The organism is Chryseobacterium sp. HNCC26DJ240 (assembly GCF_057180485.1).
Window position 1 is genome coordinate 302,807 of the sequence record NZ_JBXUGK010000005.1, and the last position, 23,497, is coordinate 326,303.

Consider the following 23,497-nt stretch of genomic DNA (forward strand, 5'->3'; position numbering starts at 1 on the left):
TTTAGTTTGTTTGAAAAGCTGATAAAACTTTGTTTATTTTCTCACCAAAGCCCTCCCTTCAAAAGAAATCCCATCCCAACCGAACTCCATAAAGTTTCTGATATTCTGATGATCAGTTCCTTCAGTATTTTTCAGCACATCTTCTCTGTAAAATTCTCCGAAAAGGTTTAATGTTTCCTGCTTTGACAAATCATTCAACTGCGCAAAACTAAAAACTTTACAAGAACCATTATTTTGGTCGGCTTCATTTATTGTATTTCCGTTTTTAAATTTTGTCGGAGTAAAATCATAATGCGCATCAATAAATGCAATCACATCATTAAACTGAATTTCCTCAGCTGATTTTTCTAATTGTTCGAATAACATATTTTTTATTTTTTTGTCATTGCGAGGAGGAACGACGAAGCAATCTGTTGAACTTACTTTGCTATCCTGAACAGATTGCTTCGTCTTTCGTGCCTCACTTCTCGCAATGACGCTTGTTAATTTAATTTCAAAAATAATCAAAAATAATTTTACTACGCAAAAAGATTGCATACTTATGTAATTACTTTGCATCAACAAAATAACAAAACAATGAAAATCACAGGAAACGAATTAATCGCTTTAGGATTCACACCAAAAAAATGGTTTGCCGAAGCTTTAGAATACATCAATGAAAATAATCTTGATGAAACTCAAATCAAAGAATACCTTGAACAGTTCAGATCTCCGGATCCGATTCCGTTGCATGAGACGGCAAAAGATTTCGTCATCAACATCAGAGCAGAGCACGAAAATGAAACCGATAATGTGGAAAAAGTAATCAATACTATGAAAGTTTTGATGAAAACGCCGACTTTAATCAACGGAGCCATTATGCCCGATGCGTGCCCCACAGGTCCTGAAGGTCAGATTCCCGTTGGCGGAGTGGTCGTAGCGAAAAACGCCATTCATCCCGGATTTCACTCTGCAGATATCTGCTGTTCTGTGATGCTGACCGACTTTGGTAAAACAGATCCTAAAGAAGTTTTGGACGCTGCCCATTCTATCACGCATTTTGGATATGGAGGAAGACCGAGAGGCGAACAAATGCCAATGTCTCAGGATTTAATGGATGCTTTCAGAGAAAATTTATTTTTAAATGATGAAAAACTCATCAGCATTGCCCGTTCTCACATGGGAACGCAGGGGGATGGAAACCATTTCCTATTTGTAGGAACGTCAAAAAACACCGGAAATACCATGATGGTCACTCATCACGGTTCGAGAGCTCCTGGTGCTGCGTTGTACGATAAAGGAATGAAAGTAGCCAACCGTTTCAGAATGGAATTTTCACCCGAAACATTAAAAGAAAATGCATGGATTCCCTTTGAAACCGAAGAAGGAAAAGAATATTGGGAAGCCTTACAGTTAATAAGAAAGTGGACGAAAGAAAACCACGAATCTATCCATAACGCAACGTTGGAAAAGCTTAACATCGAAAGACAAAACAGATTTTGGAACGAACATAATTTCGTTTTCAAAGACGGAGATTTATTTTACCACGCAAAAGGAGCCACGCCTTTGGATGATAAATTTATGCCCGACATCACAGGTCCAAGATTGATCCCTCTGAATATGGCAGAACCTGTATTGATTGTTCAGGGAAAAACCGATGAGAGAAACTTAGGTTTTGCTCCTCACGGTGCCGGAAGAAATTTCAGCAGAACATTTCATAAAAAATCTCTTGCTCATAAAACCACAGAAGAAATTTTCGCTGAAGAGACTCAAGGAATTGACGTTCGTTTCTTCACCAACGACATCGACATCTCCGAGTTGCCAAGTGCCTACAAATCTGCCAAAAACGTAAGAGCACAGATTGAAGAATATGGTCTTTGCGAAGTATTGGATGAAGTAATGCCTTACGGTTGTATTATGGCAGGTGATGTGCAGAAAAATGCACCTTGGAAGAGGAAGAAGAAAAAATCGTAATTTTCAAATACAAAAAAGACGAAATGACCACCAGAAACAGAGGAAAAGATACAGAAGATGACCCATTATTTGGTTCCGAGAAAATGGTTTTGAAGCTGAGAAATGCGGCAAAAGATATGAACTATCTTCTGTCCCGGGGTTTCGCAGAAAAAGCTTCAGCAGAATTGGTCGGAAACAGATATAAATTGAGAAGCAGACAAATCCAAATGCTAAAAGGTGCGTCTGCTTCCGATTTTCAGATGGATAACCGAAAAAACAAACTGATTTCCGCTGAAAATTTAGAAAACAAAACCGTTTATATTGATGGATTTAATGTATTGATTCTGTTGGAAAGTTTGCTTTCTAACGCTTACATTTTTAAAGGTTGGGATGGCTGTTATCGTGATTTGTCCAGCGTTCATGGTTCCTATAAACGCGTGTTACAAACACAGGAATCTATAGAATTAGTTGCTAAGTTTTTCAAAAATTTGAAATTAGAAAAATTGATTTGGGTATTTGATAAACCTGTTTCTAATAGTGGTAGAATCAAGCAAATGATTTTGGATTTAGCACAAGAAAACAAATGGAATTGGGAGGTAATTTTAGAATTCAATCCAGACCGTTATATTGTAGAACATTCGGAGATTGCGGTAAGTTCTGATGGTTGGATCTTGGATGAATGCAAACTTTGGTTCAACATTTTGGAAAATTTAATAACCCAGGAAAATTTGACCGTCAATCTCATTGAAATGAAAAAGAATGATTAATTTAAAGCTTTACAGAAAACTCTTTTCAGCCGAATGGAAATCCCAATACGGAGCAATTTTGGAGGATGAACATCTGGAAAAAATAGAAAATCACCTCAAACAGTTTCAATGTGGAGAAACAATGTTTGCTCTTCCCTATTTCAAAGATGAAATTAAGGAAGATTTATCTCAAAGTTTTCGACCATTTTTCGATGCTCTTTCCTTGAAAGATGAAATAGAAATCGTCAAAAATTTGGAGTTAATTCCTTTTCAAAATTGGTTAATGATTTTAGGACAACGTTTAACATCGGCAAGTATAAGAGATGAAAGAGCAATTCCGCCAACGAAAAATACTTTACTTGAAAGTTGTAAAGAATTATACAATTCTGAAATCACGATGGCACAAAGAGCTTGGGAAAAACATATTGGAAGATCTGAAGATTCGTTTTGGGGAGAAATTAAAGGCAATAATTTTCAGAAACAAGAGAATGTGATGCTGAAAATTTCAGAAATTTTGAATCAAACCACATGGTGGAATATCTTCTTCCATTACAAACATGGTCTTGTGTACGAAGTAAGAGAAAAAGAAGGTCACGGAATCCGTTGGAGCTTGGAAAATCTGCAACTGATAGGGTTTTTGGAGGATTTTATAAACAAATAAATCTTTTTATTAATTTAGAAATAAACAATGGAAAATCATTATAATTTTTCCCCCGCTGCCGCACGAATCCTTTCGTGTGGCATTTTTTATAACCCTTTCCAATTTAACACAATCACCTCAAACAAAAAATATTTTACACCACTATCCTCAAAATTCAAAATAATTTTTATATTTGAATTACAAATTTAAAACACAAATATTATGTCAAGCACTTCTGAAGTAGGGCACGCTAAAAATGTGGCGAACCTGCAAAAAGTTACGCAACAAGTTTCTACCTACAGCCTTTACAATCCACCCGTTGACAACATTTCATTAGCCAGCCTTCAGGCTCTTTATACCGTTGCCAATGCAAAATTAACAGAGGTCGGAGACAAAAAAAGCGCATACAAAAACGCTACGGTTGCACGACAGTCGGCTTTTGAAAACTTAAAACCAATCTGCACAAGAATCATGAATCTCATTGAGATTTTAGGCTTACCACAAGGCACAATCGATCAGGCAAGATCTTTAAACCGTACCATTCAGGGCGGTGCAAAGAAAAGCAGTGCACCCACTGAAGACGGCAAAGAAGCTCCAAAATCTTCATCTACTTCACGCCAGTCTTTTACCCAGCAGGAAGACAACTTCAGGCTGCTTGTACAGCTACTGGGAACCATCCCAAACTACACACCCAACGAGGAAGATTTAAAACTAAACAACCTCACTACCTACCACGCATCACTGGAGAGCAACACAGCAACCGTCGACCAGACAGAAGCTGAGCTCAATACCAAAATGATCGAAAGAGACAGAATTCTATATGCAGAAGAAACCGGCTTATTTACCATCGCCATGAATGTAAAAAAATATGTAAAAAGCCTCTACGGCGCCACATCTTCCGAGTACACTACCGTATCTGCAATAGAATTTAAAGATAGAAAATAAAAGTGTTGTTTTTGCTTGAATATTGAGTTCTCCGAGTTAATATTCAAGCCATGTGAAGTTACATTCCTACAATGTAACTTCACTCTTTTTTAATGTACGCAGGTACTAAATTAATATCCTTTCGCAGTAAAAATATATTCTTGCATAGTCGAAGTATATTCTCACGATGGCGAATCATATTCTTGCTTTGGCAAACAATATTCTTACTTTGGCGAACTATGTTTTTGCTTTGGTAAATTATATTCTTGCTTTGGCAAACACTATTTTTGCATTGGCAAATCATATTCCTGCATTGGCGAATCATATTCTTGCTTTGGCAAATCATATTCCTAGATTGGCGAATCATATTCCTGCATTGTCAAAATATAATATTGCCATGTCAAACTACATTTTTACATCCCACAAGAATAATATTGCATCTCAAAAGAATATTCTCACTTCCTCTAAAACTAAAGAAGAATCATGCATTCCCCTCCTCTGGAGGGGTGTCTGAAGGACGGGGTGGTCACAAAAAAAGAGCTTCAAAACTGAAGCTCTTTCTGTATCATAAATCCAAAGATTATTTCACGATTTTAATATCGATGGCTGAAAAACCTTTTGGTGACCTTTCTTTTTCGTAAGAAACTTTATTTCCTTTTTTAAGGATTTCAGTTGCGTTGTTAGAGTGGAAGAAAACATTTTCCTTAGTACGGTCTTCCGTAATAAAACCGTAACCTTTTTCACTGAAAAACGTTACAATTCCTGTTTTTCTCAGTTCCTCCTCCTCTATCGGAGCCGCTCCCAACTGAATGTCATCAAGACTGATTTCAATTTTTTCTCTGTCTTCAGGTGGTACAGAAGTAAGCTGACCGTTTTCGTCAACATACATGATCATATCGTCAAGGCTTTTTCCCTTGTCATTATTCTCCTTACGCTCTTCACGACGAAGCGCTTTCTCTTTTAGTTTTGCCTGTTTTTTCTTAAAGTTTTCTTTTTTTGAAAAAGAATCTGCCATATATATATCTAAATTTATTTGTTACGAATGAGGTTAAAGATAGAATTTTTTTCTGAATTCTACCACGTTTCCGGCTAAATACTTTTTAGGTTTAGATCAAAAAAGTATTTTATTGTTTTCAGTAATGATAAAAGATTGCCCGCATTGATATTTTTTGAAGAATAAACCGGCATCTGAAATGTGAAACTGAGAGAAAAAATAAATGCCACACTTTATTTAGCAAAAGCTGAAAACATTCTATTAATTACTCTGCAAATATACAACAAATATTATTGGAAATAATACCTGCAATAACTTTTTAATTTACAATTACTTATAATTCAGATTTTAAATCTGAAAATTAATCTTAATTATTTTTAAAACGTTTGTAACAAAAATAAAAACATTTCAACTTATTAATTGACATATCAATAATTGATAAGTCAATTTTAAAATTTTAAATCATGGAAAAGTTAGATTCAATCATATTTTACAATATAGATAAAGCCATCAGAGCCTATAGAAATTATGCTCAGAGACAGCTGAAACTTCACGGTTTTACCATCACCGTCGATCAGTGGCTCATCATAAAAGCCATCCTCGAAAACCCGGAGATCACCCAAAATGAAATCGGAAACTTAGTTTTTAAAGACAATGCATCCGTAACGAGAATCATCGATTTGCTGGTGAAATCTGAATATGTAAACCGTACTGTTCACGCCAACGACCGAAGGAAAACCAATTTACAGGTAACTGAATCTGGTTTAAAAATCATTAAAGACGTTCAAAAAATAATTGAAACCAACAGAAAAACTGCATTGGAAGGCATCTCAAATGAAGATCTTCAGATCATGAACAATGCGCTATTAAAAATTTCAGAGAATACAGTTAAAACCAAAAACTAAAGCACGATGACACGATTAGTCCTATTCCTTTTTATTTTGCTGGTATCCTTTTTCAGCAAAACAGTATTTGCACAAAACACTTCTCAAAACTATTCACTTTCGGGAAGTATTGATTCTGACAAAGCCCATCTGGTAGAAATTAATCTATTCAATGAAGAAAATAAATTAATTAAAACCGAGGTTGCCGACTCAAGCGGTAAGTTTACTTTTACTGATCTTGCTAACGGCAATTATTATGTTCAGATTAATAAAAATGGAGCTGAAACCTATAAATCAAACCCCATTTTACTTAATGAAAATACCAGTCTTCCGACAATTCATTTGAATGAAAAAGCAATTGAAAGCGTGACGATTACCAAAGCAAAACCTTACATCGAAAGGCAGGACGGAAAAATGATTCTGAATGTTGAAAACAGCATTGCCGCCACCGGAAATTCAGCATTTGAAGTGCTTGAAAAGGCGCCTGGCATCAATATCGACAGCAACGACAATATCAAACTTCGAGGCAAAGGAAATTTGCTCGTACAAATTGATGGCAAAAACACTCCTATGTCTGGAACCGATTTCGCCAATTATCTCCGTGGAATTCCTGCTTCTACAGTGGAAAAGATTGAGTTCATTACCAATCCATCCTCAAAATACGATGCTGCAGGAACTTCAATTATTAATGTTAAACTGAAAAAAGACCAGCGAAAAGGTACTAACGGAAGTCTTGCGACGTCTTTGGGAACAGGAAAGTTTATTAAAAATAACAACAGTTTCAGCATCAACCACAGAAGTAAAAAAGTAAACCTTTTTGCCAATTACAGCTTTGCTTACAGAGAATTTTACAATCAGCTAACGCTAGACAGAAACTTTTATGAGAATGGAAATTTCACCAACGCGTATGTGCAGGAAAATTTCCTGAAGATGAATTTCCGCAACCACATCGGAAAAATTGGGATGGATTATTATGCCAATGACAAAAATATTTTAGGCTTTTCTGTGGGTTTAATCAGTAATAAATTTAATCCAACAAGCACCAACCAGACACAGGTTTTAAATCAAAATTACCAGCCTGACGGAAGTTTCATCACAAAAAGCAACAACCGTGATCACTGGAAAAATGCGTCTCTCAACTTCAATCACAAATATAAAATCGATTCGCTGGGTTCGGAATTAACGACTGATTTGGATTATATCAATTATTCAAATGCATCACTTCAGAATTTCAACACACAAAATTTTGATGTGAATGGAAACTTCTCTCCCACTCAACCCAATCCTTATATTTTGAAAGGAGATTTGGGTGGAAATCTCAATATTTATTCTGCAAAATCTGATCTTGTAAAAGCCTTCAGCAAAAACTGGAAACTGGAAACCGGACTGAAAACCAGTTTTGTAAAAGCCGATAATGACCTTCAGTTTTTTGATGCAAGTACTGGAAATTCAGTTTTAGATCCTACTAAAACTAACCATTTTATTTATGAAGAAAACATCAATGCCGCCTATGGAAATTTAATTAAAAACTGGGAAAAGTTTAAAGTTAATTTTGGTTTAAGACTTGAAAACACCAATGTTACCGGAAATCAGCTGACAACCAATCAAATCAATAAAAAGAATTACACACAGTTGTTTCCGAGCGCTGTTTTTTCTTATGATCTGAATGACAAAAACACCGTTGAACTGAATTTCAGCCGAAGAATTACGAGACCAACCTACAAACAGCTGAATCCTTTTAAATTCTATCTTGATCCTACAACCTATCAGGCAGGAAACCCAGATCTGAATCCGCAAACAACGATGAATTATGAGTTTACCTACAGTTTGAGCAATAAATATTTTGCCACCTTAAGCTACAGCAAAACGCAAAACAATATCACGGATGTTTTGAAACCCACCAATGAAAATGGAAACATTGTAGTCGTTCAGGCGGTAGAAAACCTCAGCTCAGCTTCTTATTACTGGTTAAATCTTATCATTCCGGTAAAAGTGACGAAATGGTGGGACATGAACAACAGTGCCAATTTCTATTACGGAAGTTATACGGGAAATATTTCGGAGACTTCTATTAAAAATCAGGGGAATTTTACTTATAACCTCAACAGCATTAATTCATTTAAAATCGGGAACGGGTTTTCTGCGGAATTATCGGGGAATTATCAGGCAAAAGAGGTTTATGCCTACATGCATCTGAAACCGATATGGTCTCTGAATATCGGAGCTCAGAAGAAATTTAAAAACAGTACTTTAAAATTCTCTTTCAACGATATTTTCTTCAAAAGCAATCCCGAAGCCATCAACATCTACTCCAATTACATCGAAAACTTCATCGTAAGAAGAGACACAAGAGTTGCCACACTTTCTTATACCTATAATTTCGGCTCGTCTAAAAACGGACAGCCAAGAAAGACTGGTGGTGCGGATGACCTGAAGCAGAGAGCAGGGAATGGATGATAATGATGAGTAAAGGGCAATAAGTAATGGGTAATGTTTATAAGATTTTGACGGACTCAGGAAATAAAGATTGCGGAATATCGTAATCTTTATTTTTGTCTAAAAATTATATATTTGGAAGAAATCTCTCATCTAAAGACATTGAAACATGAAAAAAGCCATATTTACTACAATTCTCCTTTTCAACCTCTCCCTCCTCACCGCCCAAACCATCGAATCAAGCAACCGAAGCACTACCGGCTACATCAAAAGTGACGGAACCATAGAAAGCAGTAGCCGTTCTACCTTAGGTTATATAAAAAATGACGGCACCATTGAAAACAGCAGCCGAAGCACAATTGGTTACATTAAAAATGATGGGACAATAGAAAATAAAAACCGTTCGACTGTTGGCTACGTTAAAAAAGACGGAACAGTAGAAAACAGCAGTCGCTCAACTATAGGTTACATCAAAGATGATGGAACTGTAGAAAGCAGCAACCGAAGCACAATAGGCTATGCAAAAGGAATAAAAAAAGAATGGGCAGCGGTGGCATTTTTCTTTTTTAATTTTGATTAGCCGTAACTATTTCATTTTTAACACTGTATTAATAATAAAAATACTTTCTTGTACAAAGTAAAATGAAATTTTTCTCTGTCGGTTTTTGTTGTGTAAAAATGGTAGGGTTGTCATAATGATCCACATCCAAATAGCTGAACAAAGTCTCTGATTCTTCAGAAACATCTTCCTGCATTAATTTTTCCACTGATTTAAGCAGTCTTCCTTTTTCATCAATCGTATTAAAATATTGGCTTTTACTTAATAATTTTTGATTGCCATTATCTTGTTCGAAAACTGAAAATATGCTGCTAATATCTCTATAGTTTGCATTTAAAATTTGCTCATTGGTAAACAATAATGTTTTGGTTTTTGCATCATAAGTTTTTACAATATACGTTTTGTCGGAAGTCGGAAATACGTAAGATTCCTGCAATAAATCATTATGTTCATTAAAAGTTTCATAAATTATTTGATTGTTCTTTTTCTTTCGTACTATTTTCAATGTAATCATATCACAATTTTCCGGATGCGAACATTTTATATAAACTTCTTTCAAATCTAAATTGCCAACCGGATCATAGTGGTAAACTATTTTTCGATACCATTTTGTACTGTCTTTTACTTTTCCATTTACTATAACAGAATTTTCTTTGTTGTAGTCAAAATGTTGTATTATTTTAATTTTTCCATTTAAGGCACGTTCTTGAAGGTCGGTATTTTTTTGAGCCAAAATAATATTAGCGCCACAAAAAATCAGAAGTAATACTATTATTTTTTTCATCATTTTTTATTTTTAGTTTTTAATTGATCAAAATTCAAATCAGAAAATTCAAATTCACGTTGTTTATGACCGTCGCAGCGGTTTACAATAAAAGGTAATGCTTCTATTTTTTTAGTTACATCCATATTATTTTACCAATAGTCGTTAGAATTATACTCAAGCTCTTCACCATACTCATTGAATGATTTGCGGTCACTCATCAGGATACGGGATTCCCGGTCGCCATCACGTCTTTTGGCTTGATTGTATGTTCCGGGCAGTTTTTTCACCACCTTGCCTTGCTTGTTGATGAGTGCACATGTATTGTCCTGCAGTTTCACCAATGCCAATTCTGAAGTTGTATAAAAATCCCAAGCGTACTCAAATGTATAGGGAATAGCTAAATCACCTTTGGTATTGATATAGCCATAGTCTCCGTCTTCATTTTTTACTATGGCTAAGCCCGCACTAAAACCTCTGCAATCTCGATAGCCTTTTGCTGTTGCATCAATTTTAACATTGTTGTTGATGTCGATATAATAGTAATGACTGTTGACATATCCGGGACGTGGGTCGTTGTCTTTTACTACCAACAGCAATCCATCGCCAAAACTATCTACTATCTGATCGTATTTTCCGTTGGTAATATTTTTACCTTTGGCATCATAAGCTTCGATACGGTCGCTGTAACCTTGTTTTTTCTTAAAAATATAACCATTATCTATCACTACACCGTAATTGCCTAAAGGCAGAATAGCATTTAAATTTTCGTCCAGTGCACCTTCTTGATCTCCTTTTCTAATATGCCAAAACTTTTTGCTTTGACTGCGTATATTATCATAAGCCATCGGTAGAACAACTTCTCCGGTAAGTGCATTGGCTAAGCCATTGGGACCATTGGTATGGGGTTCAATTTTTACATATTTTCCGTTATAGATTTCAGAATCATCAATATTATAATTTACTTTTTGAATTTTTTGCGTAGTTGGATTAAAATGATAAGTGTTTTCGTGGTCGTCGATTTGATCAGTATAGAAATATTGATTCACGGGACGAAAATATTGGTTAAACTGGGGCTCAACTAACCATTTTCCGTCTTTGTTGAGCAATCCAATATTTCCTGATTCTATATCCATACCAATGAATGCAGTGGCATTCTCTTTATAATTAAGTTGGTAATCAACATCAAACATTTCTTTTGTATAAACACTGTCTGTTACAACAAAAGCGAGCTTGCTAACGGGTCCTGCAAAAGTGTAAACGGTAGATTTATAAGATTGTTTAGTTTGCCCGTCGGTTCTCAAAGCGTGTTGTTTGAAATAGTTTTCTAAAGCTTCATTTGTAACAATTTTTCCTTGTTTTACCTGCTCTTTAGCGGTATTCAGGCTGCTGATCCAACTTGTATACATTTTACGTGTAGAATCGGTAATGACGGTGTTGCTGCTGCTGCCTTTTTTATCCAGTACTTTTCCATTTTTATAGTAGGCTTCTATTTGCAGTACATCTTGCACATCTACATCGGGAATAGTGCAGTATACTTTGTTGCCCACGATGGTGTCGAGCGTAATAGTGCCATAAATGGTCTGTACAGTTTTTTGTTTCGCATTGAGTTCAAATATTTTTTTGGAGGGGATAGGTACTTCAATGCGAAAATTTACCGATTTTATGGGCTTGGCATTGGTGATGGCAATGGTTTCATCGAAGCTGCTGCTCTTCCAAATCTTTTCTTCAATGGTTGTCATTTTTTCCTCACTCACATACTCATAGATTTTACCATCATCGTCTTTCTCTTTGATGCGGTGTTTATTGGCAATGCTTTCATTTGTAATGATTGGCAGGTTGGTATTGATTTTTGTACCATCTAAAAACTGCAATTTAGTAGGTGTGTACACAACCTTTTGATCTTTATTTTCAGAAAATGAAAGATGATCGTAACCTAATAATTTTTCTAAATCATTTTCTCTTTTGCTGATGGATACTAAGTTGTAGGGGTAATACAAACTGCTTTTGATATTCTGTTTTTTAAAAAACTCCAACAAGGCTTCTCTACTTTGTGGCGCTTTGGCAATAGAATATTTTTGAAAATTAAAACCATCATTGGGATCAAAATCTTTGGTGCTGCCGGATGTTATTTCGATACGCGTATCAGCCATCTTTATGATGGTTTGCAGGCCTTTGATGTCTTTATCAATTTTTTCCAGCATTTCTTTCTGAGTTTGTGCCTGAACAGCAAAGCCAAAGAAAAAAAGAGAGAAGATAATTTTTATTGTATTCATATTTGGTTTTTAATTCTCTAATATAAGAAATTAAGGCTTCCCTAAATTAAATTTCATTGTAAAAGTCTGACTGTTTATGTGTTCGAAAGATAATTCATCTAAGAATATCTCTGATTTAGATTGAAATCTTGAGTAATTTTAATACAATTATTAGGATTGGTTCCTGAGTTTTGAATATTTGAATTGCACGCACAAAAAAATCCCCCGAATAAATCGGGGGATTAACTATATATAAGAATTTATCTTAAGCTTCGTTCAAAGGCTTGTGCTCGCCCGGTTGATCTCTTCCCTCAGGATTTAATTTCCCTTCAGGTCTAGCAGGTCGGTCCTGTCTGTTTCCTTCTGGTCTTCCCTGTCCTTCTTCTCTCGGTTTTTGAGCCGGTCTTTCCGGTCTTGGCAACAAAACTTTTCTTGAAAGTTTCATTTTTTTACGGTCGTCATAACCCATAAATTTCACCTCAACCTGATCGCCCTCGTTGTAAGGAACTTTATCAAGTCTTGCCCACTCGATTTCAGAGATGTGAAGTAATCCTTCAGTACCTTTAGCAATCGCTACAAAAGCTCCGAAATCCATCACTTTCACTACTCTTCCCTGATACACTTCACCTACAACTGGTACGAAAGTAATCTCATTGATTTTTGCAATCGCCTCGTTGATTTTCTCTCTGCTTACACCTGAAATTTCGATTCTACCGATTTCGCCAACTTCTTCAATTGCAATAACAGTATCAGTGTCTTTCTGCATTTGCTGAATGATTTTTCCACCAGGCCCGATTACAGCACCGATGAAATCTTTGGAGATTTCCATCATTACCATTTTCGGAGCGTGAGGTTTCACGTCTTCATTTGGTACAGCAATCGTTTCAGTGATTTTATCTAAAATATGAAGCCTACCTTCTCTTGCCTGTAGAAGAGCTTTCTCCATAATATCCATAGACAATCCCTGGATTTTGATATCCATCTGACAAGCGGTGATACCGTCTGCAGTTCCTGTTACTTTAAAGTCCATATCACCTAAGTGATCTTCGTCTCCCAAGATGTCAGAAAGTACAGTGAATTTTCCTGTTTTCACATCAGTTACCAATCCCATTGCAATACCTGAAACCGGCTTCTTAATTTGAACACCAGCATCCATCAAAGCTAAAGTTCCTGCACAAACAGTCGCCATAGAAGATGAACCGTTAGATTCCAAAATATCAGAAACGATACGGATTGTGTAAGGATTTTCTTCTGGGATCATGTTTGCCAAAGCTCTCTGAGCTAAGTTTCCGTGACCCACTTCTCTTCTTGAAGTTCCTCTTAAAGGTCTTGCTTCACCAGTTGAGAACGGAGGGAAGTTATAATGAAGGAAGAATCTTTCGTCATAATTTACCATTACGCTGTCTACCATGTTTGCATCTTTCACAGAACCTAAAGTTACAGCCGTTAAAGACTGAGTTTCACCTCTTGTAAAGATTGCAGAACCGTGAGCTCCAGGTAAATAATCAACTTCAGACCAAATTGGACGAATTGTTTCAGGATTACGACCATCAAGACGGATTTTATCATTGATAATCATCTGACGCATCGCTTCTTTTTCCACATCGTGGTAATATACTTTTGCAAAAGGAGTTACTCTCTCCAATTCTTCAGGATGCTCTACATACTGAGCTAAAAATTCAGCCAAAACAGCTTTGAATTTCTCGCCTCTTTCTTCTTTTCCTGAAGGAGTTTTTGCTACTTCATATACTTTATCGTAAGTTTCTTTCCACACTTTTTCACGAATTGCTTCGTCGTGATTTTCGTGGCTGTATTCTCTTTTTGGGAATGATTTGCCAACTTTTTCAGCTAATCTTTCCTGAGCTTCTACTTGCTTTTTAATTTCAACGTGAGCGAAGTTAATAGCTTCAAGCATTTCTGCTTCAGAAATTTCCTTCATTTCGCCTTCTACCATTACGATAGAATCTTTCGTTGCACCAACCATGATGTCTAGGTCAGCCAATTTAAGATCAGCATAATTAGGATTAATAGACAATTTTCCGTCAATTCTTACTACTCTTACTTCAGACATCGGTCCGTTGAAAGGAATATCTGTGATTGCAATCGCTGCCGAAGCTGCAAGACCTGCCAAATCATCAGGAATTGACTGTCCGTCATAAGAAATTAATGAAATCATCACCTGTACTTCCGCATGGAAATCTTCAGGGAATAATGGTCTTAGAACTCTGTCTACCAAACGCATTGTCAGGATTTCCTGATCTGAAGGTCTGGCCTCTCTTCTGAAAAAGTTTCCGGGGATTTTTCCACCTGCGTAGAATTTTTCTCTGTAATCTACTGTTAATGGTAAGAAATCTACACCATCTTTTGCTTCTTTGCTGGCTACCACAGTTGCTAAAAGCATTGTGCCACCAATTTTTACTACAACAGAACCGTCAGCCTGTTTTGCCAGTTTTCCTGTTTCTAAAGTGATCTCTCTGCCATCTGCAAGAATGATCGTTTCTGTAATTGCTTGAGGTATACTCATAAATTGTTTTGTGTTGCACTCCGTATTGAGTGCTTTAATTATTATATTTCGTCTAAAATGTGGTGCAAATTTAAGGTATTATTTGTTATAATATCCTATTTTGTAGATTTAAGAATAGATTTATACTTTTTAAACTTTTAGATCTCAAATAATTGCCTCACTTTCTGTTTTTCTTTTTTGAAATAGTGTAACCCAGCTTCCATTCAAGAAAATCTGCTACGTGAAAATTATAGGCTCTGATCCCGAAAGAGGCAAAAAGTCGGTCTGTAATCTGATACTGAAGTGCAATTTTCTGGAAGATGATGTTGTTGTCATATCTTCGGGTTATTTTAAAAGGATAAACTCCTGCACCTACAGTTACATACAGTTTCCCAATCATCAGACGGTAAGACGGAACGATGCTCACAAGCAGTCTGTCATGCGAAAATCTCTTCTTTCTGTACAATGTACTGTCTACCACATAGCCCTGGTAATTGTATTCTCCGTCATAATTCACGCCTACGCCCAATCCGTAAGCAGACTTGTCTGAGTACTGATGCATGTACAAAAGGTCGGCACCATAAACATTGTATTCATAACCATCATACAGCTTAATATCATCACGGTTGTCACCCTGATAAAAAGTATCTTTTCTTCCACCAAAAACCGAAAGTTCAAGGGTGTTATGTTTTTCGGAGGGCTGATAAATGGTATCAGACTTTATCGGTTTTATTCTTTCAGGATAATAAATCAGGCTCACTTGTCCGGATGCCATATTCAGACCTTTGTTCGGGACCTTAGTAGAACCGTTGGATAAGTGATTATATTTTACATTTAAACCCAGGTCAAAATGCTTACCAAGTTCATAATAAAGCCCTGTACTTGCACTGATGTACATATTAGTCTCAGCACCTATCGAGATATTATAAAACTGTTTATCGTAATCATGCACATTAGAATTAAATGAGATTCCAAAGTTGATTCCATACATCCATTTCAATCTGTTCCACTGGTTTATTTTGGCGTTGTAAATTCCGTAAAAACCATACGGACTTCCCATGTCTTTTCCCTTCAAAAAATCAAGAGCAAAAACACCGAAACCGATTTGCGGATAATTGTAAAGTTTCTCCCATTCACGGCTGCCGTCGGTCTGCTTTAAAAACTGAAAATTATATCCGCTGTATGCCTTGTGTCTGTAAAAATTCAGAGATTCGTTGGTGGGGATAATTCCGCCGTATTCTCCTGCAGCTGCGAATGCCCATTTGTGATGCTTCAGACTGTCAGTTTCCTGTGAGAAAAGTAAGGCATTTGAAAATAACAGTATTAGTAAAATATAAAATCTCTGAACCACGGGCATTTCATTTTGGAAAGTGGCAAATTTAATGATTAGGATTTAAATAAATTCTAAATTTTTCTTTGTTTTAAAATTAAATCCACAAAAAAAAGCAACCTCTTTCGAAGTTGCTTATGTTTTTAGACTATCGCTAAGATTATTTTCTTAATCCTAATTCAGCGATGATCGCTCTGTATCTGTTGATATCTTTTTTCTTAAGATAATCAAGTAAGCTTTTTCTTTTACCTACCAATTTTACCAAAGATCTCTCAGTGTTGAAATCGTGACGATTTGCCTTCAAGTGCTGAGATAAGTGGTTGATTCTGAAAGTAAATAAAGCTACCTGTCCTTCAGCGCTTCCTGTGTCTGTTGCAGATTTTCCGTGCTTTGCGAAAATTTCTGACTTTTTTTCTGTTGTTAAGTACATTCCAATATTGTTTAATGATTATTATGTAACGGGTGCAAAAGTACAATATTTTTTTGAATCAGAAAAGCTGATTACAACTTTTAGCTTTCTGATAATAAAAAGACTATTAAAATTATCAAAAAAACATCTCTTATCTCACTAAAAGACAGTATTTTTGCAACTGTAAATGAGAAAAGAATTATTATTTAGTCTGATTATTATTTTTGCACTGAAAACCAACACAATTTCAGCGCAAAAACATCATGATATTCAGAACATTCTCTACTTTAATCCCGAAGTAGAACCCGATATCGAGGAAATAAAAGAACCTACAAATCTTGCCTTTTTCAGTGCCATTTCAGATAATATCAGCCTGCACAAAAAAAGTAAAATGATGAAAACGGAAACACAGATGCCGTTTGACACTGCAGATCAGCAAACCATTTCAGATTACGCATCCAATAACGATGCTGATTTTGTGACTGTTTCTAAGGTTAAATATTTCAAAGTAGGTTTGGGAAAATATGTCTTTTCAAATCAAGTCATTGTAAGCATGAAACTCTTTGACAAAAGCGGAAATCTGATCACAGAATCATCTTATGATACTTACAGAAAAAACATGCGAATGCTTGGTTCAGCAGAAAATTCCATTAAAATTGGAACTGCCGGAGCATTAAAAACCATCCTTAAGAACCTCAGAAAGCTAAAGCAGACTGCTGAAACCGATATTTAAAGTTTAAGAAATCCTTAAATTTAGGCAGTTCTGTACATAGTTTTAAAATTTGATTTATTTTTGCATAGCAAAAATTTCTATTTTGAATCAATCTGACGAACTTATCTTCAACCCCGCCGACATTGCCGAAACCCTCAGCGAATTACCAGCTGACGAGAGACTGTTGGCATTTTTGAAAGTTCCGAAAGAGTATAAAGCAGATGTTTTTTCGCATCTTGATCCTGATTTTCAGGAAGAAACCATCCGAAGCATCACAAGTGCTGAGGTTTCTGAAATCCTGAATGCAATGACTCCCGATGACAGAACTTCACTTTTTGAAGACTTTCCGGATGAGCTCATCAAATATTCCATCAACCATCTTAATCCGCAGGAAAGAAGAATTGCCCTAAAACTTTTGGGCTACGATTCTGATTCCATTGCTCGTCTGATGACGCCTTACTATATCCAGATCCGAAAAGAATGGACGATAAAAAGATGTCTTCAGCAGATTAAAAAAGTAGGAAGCAAGGTAGAAACCATGAATTATCTTTACGTGGTTGACGAAAGAAACCGCTTAATTGATGATATTGCTTTGGGAAGTTTACTTTTGGAAGAAGAAGAAACTTTAATCTCAGAAATAACTGACAATCACTTTGTTGCAATTACTACAACTACTTCCAAAGAAGATGCAGTACAATATTTTGAAAAATACGACCGTGCAGCTCTACCAATTGTTACTGAAGCCGGAGTTTTGGTAGGAATTGTGACTATTGATGATATTTTAGATCAGATTGAATCTCAGAATACCGAAGACATTCAGAAATTCGGGGGTGTAGATGCGTTGGATGACCCCTATATCCAGACGCATTGGTGGGAAATGATCAAAAAACGTGGACTTTGGCTGATTGTACTTTTCTTTTTACAGCTGATTACCGCATCGGTAATGGGTTTCTATGAAAATGAAATTGAAAAAGCAGTCGTTTTAGCTCTATTTATTCCATTGATTATTTCGAGTGGGGGAAATTCCGGGTCGCAGGCTGCAACTTTGATTATCCGTGCAATGGCATTACAGGAAATCACGATAAAAGACTGGTGGATTGTGATGAAAAAAGAACTTCTAACCGGAATTATTTTAGGAACATTTCTCGGTGTTATCGGTTTTTTAAGAATTATGATCTGGCACAAACTCGGCTGGTTCGATTATGGCGATTATTGGTTTTTCATAGGTATCAGCGCAGGAATTTCTTTATCAATGATTGTGCTTTGGGGAACAATTTCGGGTTCTATGGTTCCTTTTATTCTGAAAAAATTTAATCTTGACCCTGCAACCTCTTCGGCACCTTTCGTGGCTACTTTGGTAGACGTCACCGGATTAATTATCTACTTTACCATTGCAGCGATGTTTTTAACCGGAAAACTTTTGTAATTTTAGGCATCATCTAAAATTATTCAATGAAAGTAGTTTCTCTTGTTCCCTCGATTACTGAGGCTTTATTTGATTTGGGTTTAACGGAAAATGAAATTGTTGGAAGAACAAAATTCTGCATTCATCCCGAACAAAAAGTGAAAAATGTCGAAATCATCGGCGGTACGAAGAATCTTAATCTGGAGAAGATAAAAAATTTAAAACCAGACATCATCCTTGCCAACAAAGAAGAAAATGTGAAAGAACAGGTGGAAGAATTGATGAAAGATTTTAAAGTAGTTGTTACCAATATTGAAAATATTGAAGACAATTATTACCTTTTAAAAACTCTCGGAAACCTTTTTAATAAAGAAGAAAGAGCACAACAATACAATCTGAAAATTTACGATGTGCTTCAAAATTCAAAAATAAATTCGCCGGTTAAAGCAGCTTATCTGATCTGGAAAAATCCATACATGACGGTTGGTTCGGATACTTTTATAGATAAAATTTTAAAAGAAATCGGTTTTGAAAATTTATTTGAAGATCAAAAACGTTATCCTGAAATTAAAACCGAAGATTTAGCAGATGCGGATGTCATTATGCTTTCATCAGAGCCTTTTCCGTTTAAAGAAAAACATATTTTGGAGTTGAAAGAAACTTATCCCGACAAAAAAATCATGATTGTGGATGGTGAGGCATTTTCCTGGTACGGAACACATATTGCGAAGTGTGAGGATTATTTTAAAGAATTGACCGCTGACTTCAACCAATAGTTTTTGCTAAATCACATTTTTTTCATCTCAAATTACAAAACTCTATTCTCATCTTTAACAATTCATGTTTTTGAACATGTTTCCTTTTGTTATATTTTAATCAATACACTTACTGACTGATTTCACAGTGCTTAGATAAATTTTTATTAATTTTTATCAACTAATTCATTTTGAATAGTAAAAAATTATATTTTTGCAATCTGCCGAATAATTCACACTTAATGAGAATATTCTAATCAAAATTAATGATCTGAGAAATAATGTAAAAAAAAGAACATTAAGAGGAACAGGCATTTACCAACGGTAAAAGAAACAATTAAATAAACTTATTTTTAGAAATACAATGAAAAAACTTTACTTATTATTTTTAAGTATCATTACAATTTCTGTGTTTGCACAAACGTACAGTTACACAACTTACAATACGTCAAATTCAGGAATTGGCAGCAACTATATCGCCGATATTAAAACGGACGCCAACGGTTTGCTGTGGATTGCTACTTATAACGGCGTTTCAACTTTTAACGGAACAACTTTTACCAATTACAATACCACTAATTCAGGTATTGTTTCTAATTCAATATCAAAAATTGAAATTGATGGTTTGGGAAGAAAATGGATTGCTTCTCAACTCAACGGTATCATTCTTTATAATGGAAGTACATGGACCAATTACACCACCTCCAATTCAGGATTGCCAAGTAATGAGATCATTGACATAGCAGTCGATGGGCAAAATAACCTTTGGGTGGTAACCAGTGCAGGACTTACAAAATTCAATGGGACTACGTGGACTACCTATAATTCAATCTCAAATTTGAACTCTGTAGCAACGGATAGCAGTAATGGGGTTTGGGTTACAAATAATGGAGTATTGTATAAATTGAATGGCAGTACTTTCAATTTCGTAGCGCAAGGCACTCAAAAAATATTGAGAATTGCCAACGATACAGTATATGTGAAAGGTTTTGACAGTTTAATAACTTTAACGATAAGTGGAACAAATATCACATTTACCTATGCAAACAGTTCTTGTCTGGCAGGACCTCAGCTTAATGCTTTGGATGTAGACAATAACAGCAAAGTATGGATTGGCTTCAGCGGAGCCGGCGTACAAAATTTCACAAACTGTACAACTTATAATACGACAAATACCAATTCAGGTTTACCTGACAATTATTTTAGCACAGTTAGAACACAAAGCTCAGGAACTATTTGGTTAGGTACATTACAGCTTGGTTTGGTAAAAATGGCACCAAGTTCCAGTCTTTGTGCCTCTCCTACTCAAATGCACACTTCGAATGTGGCTTCTACAACGGCTACTCTGAACTGGTCACCAATAGCCACAGCACCTTCTGGAGGATATGTGTACGCTTATGGTACATCGCAGACAATGGGAAATCCAAATGGTAATACTGTAGCTACTTCTGCTGATTTAATCAACTTATCTCCAAACACTACTTATTATTGGTGGGTTAAGTCTAACTGCGGATCAAATCAAAGCAGTTGGGTATCGGGAGGATCTTTTACAACACTTTCTCCAGCAGGATGTTGGCAAAGTGTAAGCGCTGGTGTAACGCATTCATTGGGAATAAAACTAGATGGAACACTTTGGGCTTGGGGGAAAAATGATTATGGACAATTAGGAGACGGAACAACTACTGATAAGAATGTTCCAATTAAGATAGGAAGTGCAAATAACTGGAAAAAAGTTAGTGCAGGTGACCTGTATTCAGTTGGTCTAAAGACAGATGGAACATTGTGGTCATGGGGCAACAACACATCAGGTCAATTGGGTGACGGAACAACGATTAATAAAAATACTCCCGTACAGGTAGGAACAGCTAATGATTGGCTGGATATTACAACTGGAAATGAACACACATTAGCCATAAAAACAAATGGAACACTTTGGAGCTGGGGTAACAATAATACAGGCCAGCTGGGTGACGGAACAACTACAAGCCGAAACGTACCAACTCAAGTAGGAACCATCAATACGTGGAAAAGTATTGCAGCAGGAAATGGTTTCTCGCTGGCATTGCGAACAAATGGTACCCTCTGGACTTGGGGAAGTAACCAAAATGGTCAATTGGGTGATGGTACCACTACAAATAAAAATATTCCAACACAGATTGGTACAGACACAAATTGGGCAGATGTTGCAGCAGGATATTTTCATTCTGTAGCCAGAAAATCAAATGGATTACTTTATACATGGGGAAGAAATAATGAAGGACAGCTGGGTAATAATAACAATACAAATAGTTTAACTCCTACTGCTGTATTTGACCAAGTTAAAAATATTGATGCTGGAGGATATCATACTGTAGGAACAACCACATTTGGAAACATATTTACTACTGGGCACAATAATTATGGTCAACTCGGAAATGGTACAGTTTCTAATAATTCAAACTCAATTTCTGTAGGAAATGCCACTGATTTCAGTATCGTCTCTGCAGGAGCTTACCATACATTAGCAATAAACAATGATGCGTTTTTGAAAGCTACTGGAAATAACGAAGGAGGACGATTAGGTGACGGTACTACAGCGAATAAAATTTCATTCATTTCTATTTCGTGCCCGATAAATTGCACTCCTCCAAACCAGTTATATACCTCTAACATTACTTCAACCACTGCTGTTTTGAACTGGCTGGAACCTACACCAGGATATACCGGCGGTTATCTTTATATCTATTCTACCAACCCAACCATGACCGGAACGGGTACAGCGACTGTTTCAACAACAGCAACTCTTGCAAACCTTACCCCTGGAACTACATACTACTGGTGGGTTGCATCTAATTGCTTTTCCAACCAAGGTACAACCACGAGTGCATGGGTACCGGGCGGTTCATTTACCACCCCGGCTGCACCTGCTACGGGATGTTGGCAAAGCGTAAGTGGCGGGTATAGCCATACTTTGGGGTTAAAAACCGATGGAACACTTTGGGCTTGGGGCGTTGGGGGACCTCACATAGGTGATGGGACAAATACTACGAGACAAACTCCTGTGCAGATAGGTACAGCAAATAACTGGAAAAAAATTGTTGCGGGAGGTTATTATTCTATGGGAATAAAAACAGACGGAACACTCTGGGCTTGGGGATATAACGGTGATGGTAGATTAGGCGACGGAACAACTGTCAGCCGAAGTACACCTGTACAAATTGGAACAGCTAATAACTGGAATGACGTTTCTCTAGGGAACAACCATGCCTTGGCCATAAAAACCAATGGAACACTGTGGGTCTGGGGATCCAATATATATGGAGGCTTAGGAGATGGAACAACAATAGACAAAATGGTTCCTACCCAAATAGGTACAGCAACCAATTGGGCAAGCGTCTCAGCAGGGGCTTATTTTTCTTTGGCCTTAAAAACGAACGGAACAATTTGGGCCTGGGGATATAACAATAGCGGTCAATTGGGTGACGGAACAGGATTTAACTCGCTTCAGCCTAAACAAATCGGAACAGGTACAGGCTGGACAGATATTGCTGCCGGATACAATCATTCAATGGCAAGAAATTCTAATGCAATACTTTATACATGGGGAAATAATGAAAAAGGACAACTGGGTACTGGTACAACTACCACTAAATACACACCTACGGCTGTATATGATCAAGTGAAAACTATTTCTGGAGGATTCCTAAATACAATGGGAACCACAATGTACGGAAATATGTTTGCTTGCGGACTCAATAGTTTTGGCCAATTAGGGAACGGTAATACCAACGATTCAAGTTCTATATTTTTAGGAAATACGACCAATCATCAATGGGTTATTGCCGGATATGATCATACGCTATCAATCGATAATAATGGATTTTTGAAAGCATGTGGAAACAATAGCGGCGGAAAACTGGGCGATGGTACATTAACCAACAGAAATGTACTTACTGCAATTGATTGCACGTCGGTTAATTTAGCCGTTAATGAAACTGTAACAAATGTAGATCATCTGAAAGTCTTCCCAAATCCTGTAAAGGATCTGTTGTATATTTCATTTGATCAAATAATTCGCTCTGCTGCGGTTTACAGTGCTAGCGGACAGCAGGTTCTAACAAAAACCATCAATGCTCAGCAAGGAACGTTAGATTTTTCTGCTTTAGCATCAGGAGTTTATCTGATCAAATTAGTAACAGCAGATAACGTCAAGACAGTAAAAGTGATTAAACAGTAGTTTTCAACTTTTATAACTTCTGAAATGCAAATTG

19 protein-coding genes are annotated in these 23,497 nt (G+C 36.4%); 12 read left to right on the forward strand and 7 right to left on the reverse strand.

What is annotated here, in order from left to right; translation table 11 throughout:
• Nucleotides 1-33: 33 nt before the first annotated feature.
• Nucleotides 34-366 (reverse strand): HopJ type III effector protein, encoded by a 333-nt coding sequence (locus AC2A1G_RS12005; RefSeq protein WP_484047153.1) that lies wholly within the window; start codon nt 364-366, stop codon nt 34-36.
• 210 nt (nt 367-576) lie between these two features.
• On the opposite strand from AC2A1G_RS12005, the gene AC2A1G_RS12010 reads away from it, so the two are divergent.
• From AC2A1G_RS12010 to AC2A1G_RS12030, 5 genes are all read left to right on the forward strand, one after another.
• Nucleotides 577-1,953: an RtcB family protein gene (locus AC2A1G_RS12010; protein WP_484047154.1), complete on the forward strand. Its 1,377-nt coding sequence runs from the start codon at nt 577-579 to the stop codon at nt 1,951-1,953.
• A complete protein-coding gene (locus AC2A1G_RS12015) occupies nt 1,926-2,699 on the forward strand; it encodes a DUF434 domain-containing protein (protein ID WP_484047155.1) in 774 nt (257 codons plus the stop codon). The genes AC2A1G_RS12010 and AC2A1G_RS12015 overlap by 28 nt, the downstream gene beginning before the upstream one ends.
• The gene (locus AC2A1G_RS12020; protein ID WP_484047156.1) at nt 2,692-3,339 is read left to right on the forward strand and encodes a hypothetical protein; all 648 of its coding nucleotides are present in this window, start codon (nt 2,692-2,694) and stop codon (nt 3,337-3,339) included. The genes AC2A1G_RS12015 and AC2A1G_RS12020 overlap by 8 nt, the downstream gene beginning before the upstream one ends.
• A 201-nt stretch (nt 3,340-3,540) precedes the next feature.
• Complete coding sequence (locus tag AC2A1G_RS12025) at nt 3,541-4,263, forward strand: hypothetical protein (RefSeq protein ID WP_484047157.1); 723 nt, start codon at nt 3,541-3,543, stop codon at nt 4,261-4,263.
• A 166-nt stretch (nt 4,264-4,429) separates the two neighbouring features.
• Nucleotides 4,430-4,756, forward strand: coding sequence for a hypothetical protein (locus AC2A1G_RS12030; protein ID WP_484047158.1), 327 nt, complete (start codon nt 4,430-4,432; stop codon nt 4,754-4,756).
• A gap of 66 nt (nt 4,757-4,822) precedes the next feature.
• On the opposite strand, the gene AC2A1G_RS12035 is transcribed toward AC2A1G_RS12030, so the two are convergent.
• A complete protein-coding gene (locus tag AC2A1G_RS12035) occupies nt 4,823-5,257 on the reverse strand; it encodes a cold-shock protein (protein ID WP_484047159.1) in 435 nt (144 codons plus the stop codon).
• 443 nt (nt 5,258-5,700) lie between these two features.
• Between AC2A1G_RS12035 and AC2A1G_RS12040 the strand changes: the two genes are divergently transcribed.
• From AC2A1G_RS12040 to AC2A1G_RS12050, 3 genes are all read left to right on the forward strand, one after another.
• Entirely contained in the window at nt 5,701-6,141 is a 441-nt protein-coding gene (locus tag AC2A1G_RS12040; protein ID WP_484047160.1) for a MarR family winged helix-turn-helix transcriptional regulator, read from the forward strand.
• 6 nt (nt 6,142-6,147) lie between these two features.
• Nucleotides 6,148-8,577, forward strand: coding sequence for a TonB-dependent receptor domain-containing protein (locus AC2A1G_RS12045; protein WP_484047161.1), 2,430 nt, complete (start codon nt 6,148-6,150; stop codon nt 8,575-8,577).
• A 148-nt stretch (nt 8,578-8,725) separates the two neighbouring features.
• Nucleotides 8,726-9,136, forward strand: a complete 411-nt coding sequence (locus AC2A1G_RS12050; protein WP_484047162.1) for a 5-fold beta-flower protein — start codon at nt 8,726-8,728, stop codon at nt 9,134-9,136.
• Nucleotides 9,137-9,164: 28 nt separating this feature from the next.
• On the opposite strand, the gene AC2A1G_RS12055 is transcribed toward AC2A1G_RS12050, so the two are convergent.
• The 5 genes from AC2A1G_RS12055 to rpsO all read right to left on the reverse strand — a co-directional run bounded on the left by AC2A1G_RS12055 (nt 9,165) and on the right by rpsO (nt 16,396).
• Entirely contained in the window at nt 9,165-9,899 is a 735-nt protein-coding gene (locus tag AC2A1G_RS12055; RefSeq protein ID WP_484047163.1) for a hypothetical protein, read from the reverse strand.
• Nucleotides 9,900-10,030: 131 nt separating this feature from the next.
• Nucleotides 10,031-12,154: a WG repeat-containing protein gene (locus AC2A1G_RS12060; protein WP_484047164.1), complete on the reverse strand. Its 2,124-nt coding sequence runs from the start codon at nt 12,152-12,154 to the stop codon at nt 10,031-10,033.
• 244 nt (nt 12,155-12,398) lie between these two features.
• On the reverse strand, nt 12,399-14,657 hold the full coding sequence (locus AC2A1G_RS12065; RefSeq protein WP_484047165.1) for a polyribonucleotide nucleotidyltransferase: 2,259 nt from the start codon (nt 14,655-14,657) through the stop codon (nt 12,399-12,401).
• A 157-nt stretch (nt 14,658-14,814) separates the two neighbouring features.
• Nucleotides 14,815-15,993: an acyloxyacyl hydrolase gene (locus AC2A1G_RS12070; protein ID WP_484047166.1), complete on the reverse strand. Its 1,179-nt coding sequence runs from the start codon at nt 15,991-15,993 to the stop codon at nt 14,815-14,817.
• Between the two features lie 133 nt (nt 15,994-16,126).
• Entirely contained in the window at nt 16,127-16,396 is a 270-nt protein-coding gene (gene rpsO / locus AC2A1G_RS12075) for a 30S ribosomal protein S15 (protein WP_056036093.1), read from the reverse strand.
• 166 nt (nt 16,397-16,562) lie between these two features.
• Between rpsO and AC2A1G_RS12080 the strand changes: the two genes are divergently transcribed.
• The 4 genes from AC2A1G_RS12080 to AC2A1G_RS12095 all read left to right on the forward strand — a co-directional run bounded on the left by AC2A1G_RS12080 (nt 16,563) and on the right by AC2A1G_RS12095 (nt 23,463).
• Nucleotides 16,563-17,108 (forward strand): pyruvate decarboxylase, encoded by a 546-nt coding sequence (locus tag AC2A1G_RS12080; protein WP_484047167.1) that lies wholly within the window; start codon nt 16,563-16,565, stop codon nt 17,106-17,108.
• 82 nt (nt 17,109-17,190) lie between these two features.
• On the forward strand, nt 17,191-18,513 hold the full coding sequence (gene mgtE / locus AC2A1G_RS12085; RefSeq protein WP_484047168.1) for a magnesium transporter: 1,323 nt from the start codon (nt 17,191-17,193) through the stop codon (nt 18,511-18,513).
• A gap of 26 nt (nt 18,514-18,539) precedes the next feature.
• Nucleotides 18,540-19,268: an ABC transporter substrate-binding protein gene (locus AC2A1G_RS12090; RefSeq protein WP_484047169.1), complete on the forward strand. Its 729-nt coding sequence runs from the start codon at nt 18,540-18,542 to the stop codon at nt 19,266-19,268.
• Nucleotides 19,269-19,611: 343 nt separating this feature from the next.
• On the forward strand, nt 19,612-23,463 hold the full coding sequence (locus AC2A1G_RS12095; RefSeq protein WP_484047170.1) for an RCC1 domain-containing protein: 3,852 nt from the start codon (nt 19,612-19,614) through the stop codon (nt 23,461-23,463).
• The last annotated feature ends 34 nt before the right edge of the window (nt 23,464-23,497 follow it).

Coding starts and splice junctions, on each gene's coding strand:
- AC2A1G_RS12005 (WP_484047153.1), bottom strand. CDS start 366: ATGTTATTCGAACAATTAGAAAAATCAGCTGAGGAAATTCAGTTTAAT.
- AC2A1G_RS12010 (WP_484047154.1), top strand. CDS start 577: ATGAAAATCACAGGAAACGAATTAATCGCTTTAGGATTCACACCAAAA.
- AC2A1G_RS12020 (WP_484047156.1), top strand. CDS start 2,692: ATGATTAATTTAAAGCTTTACAGAAAACTCTTTTCAGCCGAATGGAAA.
- AC2A1G_RS12025 (WP_484047157.1), top strand. CDS start 3,541: ATGTCAAGCACTTCTGAAGTAGGGCACGCTAAAAATGTGGCGAACCTG.
- AC2A1G_RS12030 (WP_484047158.1), top strand. CDS start 4,430: ATGGCGAATCATATTCTTGCTTTGGCAAACAATATTCTTACTTTGGCG.
- AC2A1G_RS12035 (WP_484047159.1), bottom strand. CDS start 5,257: ATGGCAGATTCTTTTTCAAAAAAAGAAAACTTTAAGAAAAAACAGGCA.
- AC2A1G_RS12040 (WP_484047160.1), top strand. CDS start 5,701: ATGGAAAAGTTAGATTCAATCATATTTTACAATATAGATAAAGCCATC.
- AC2A1G_RS12045 (WP_484047161.1), top strand. CDS start 6,148: ATGACACGATTAGTCCTATTCCTTTTTATTTTGCTGGTATCCTTTTTC.
- AC2A1G_RS12050 (WP_484047162.1), top strand. CDS start 8,726: ATGAAAAAAGCCATATTTACTACAATTCTCCTTTTCAACCTCTCCCTC.
- AC2A1G_RS12055 (WP_484047163.1), bottom strand. CDS start 9,899: ATGAAAAAAATAATAGTATTACTTCTGATTTTTTGTGGCGCTAATATT.
- AC2A1G_RS12060 (WP_484047164.1), bottom strand. CDS start 12,154: ATGAATACAATAAAAATTATCTTCTCTCTTTTTTTCTTTGGCTTTGCT.
- AC2A1G_RS12065 (WP_484047165.1), bottom strand. CDS start 14,657: ATGAGTATACCTCAAGCAATTACAGAAACGATCATTCTTGCAGATGGC.
- AC2A1G_RS12070 (WP_484047166.1), bottom strand. CDS start 15,993: ATGCCCGTGGTTCAGAGATTTTATATTTTACTAATACTGTTATTTTCA.
- rpsO (WP_056036093.1), bottom strand. CDS start 16,396: ATGTACTTAACAACAGAAAAAAAGTCAGAAATTTTCGCAAAGCACGGA.
- AC2A1G_RS12080 (WP_484047167.1), top strand. CDS start 16,563: ATGAGAAAAGAATTATTATTTAGTCTGATTATTATTTTTGCACTGAAA.
- AC2A1G_RS12090 (WP_484047169.1), top strand. CDS start 18,540: ATGAAAGTAGTTTCTCTTGTTCCCTCGATTACTGAGGCTTTATTTGAT.
- AC2A1G_RS12095 (WP_484047170.1), top strand. CDS start 19,612: ATGAAAAAACTTTACTTATTATTTTTAAGTATCATTACAATTTCTGTG.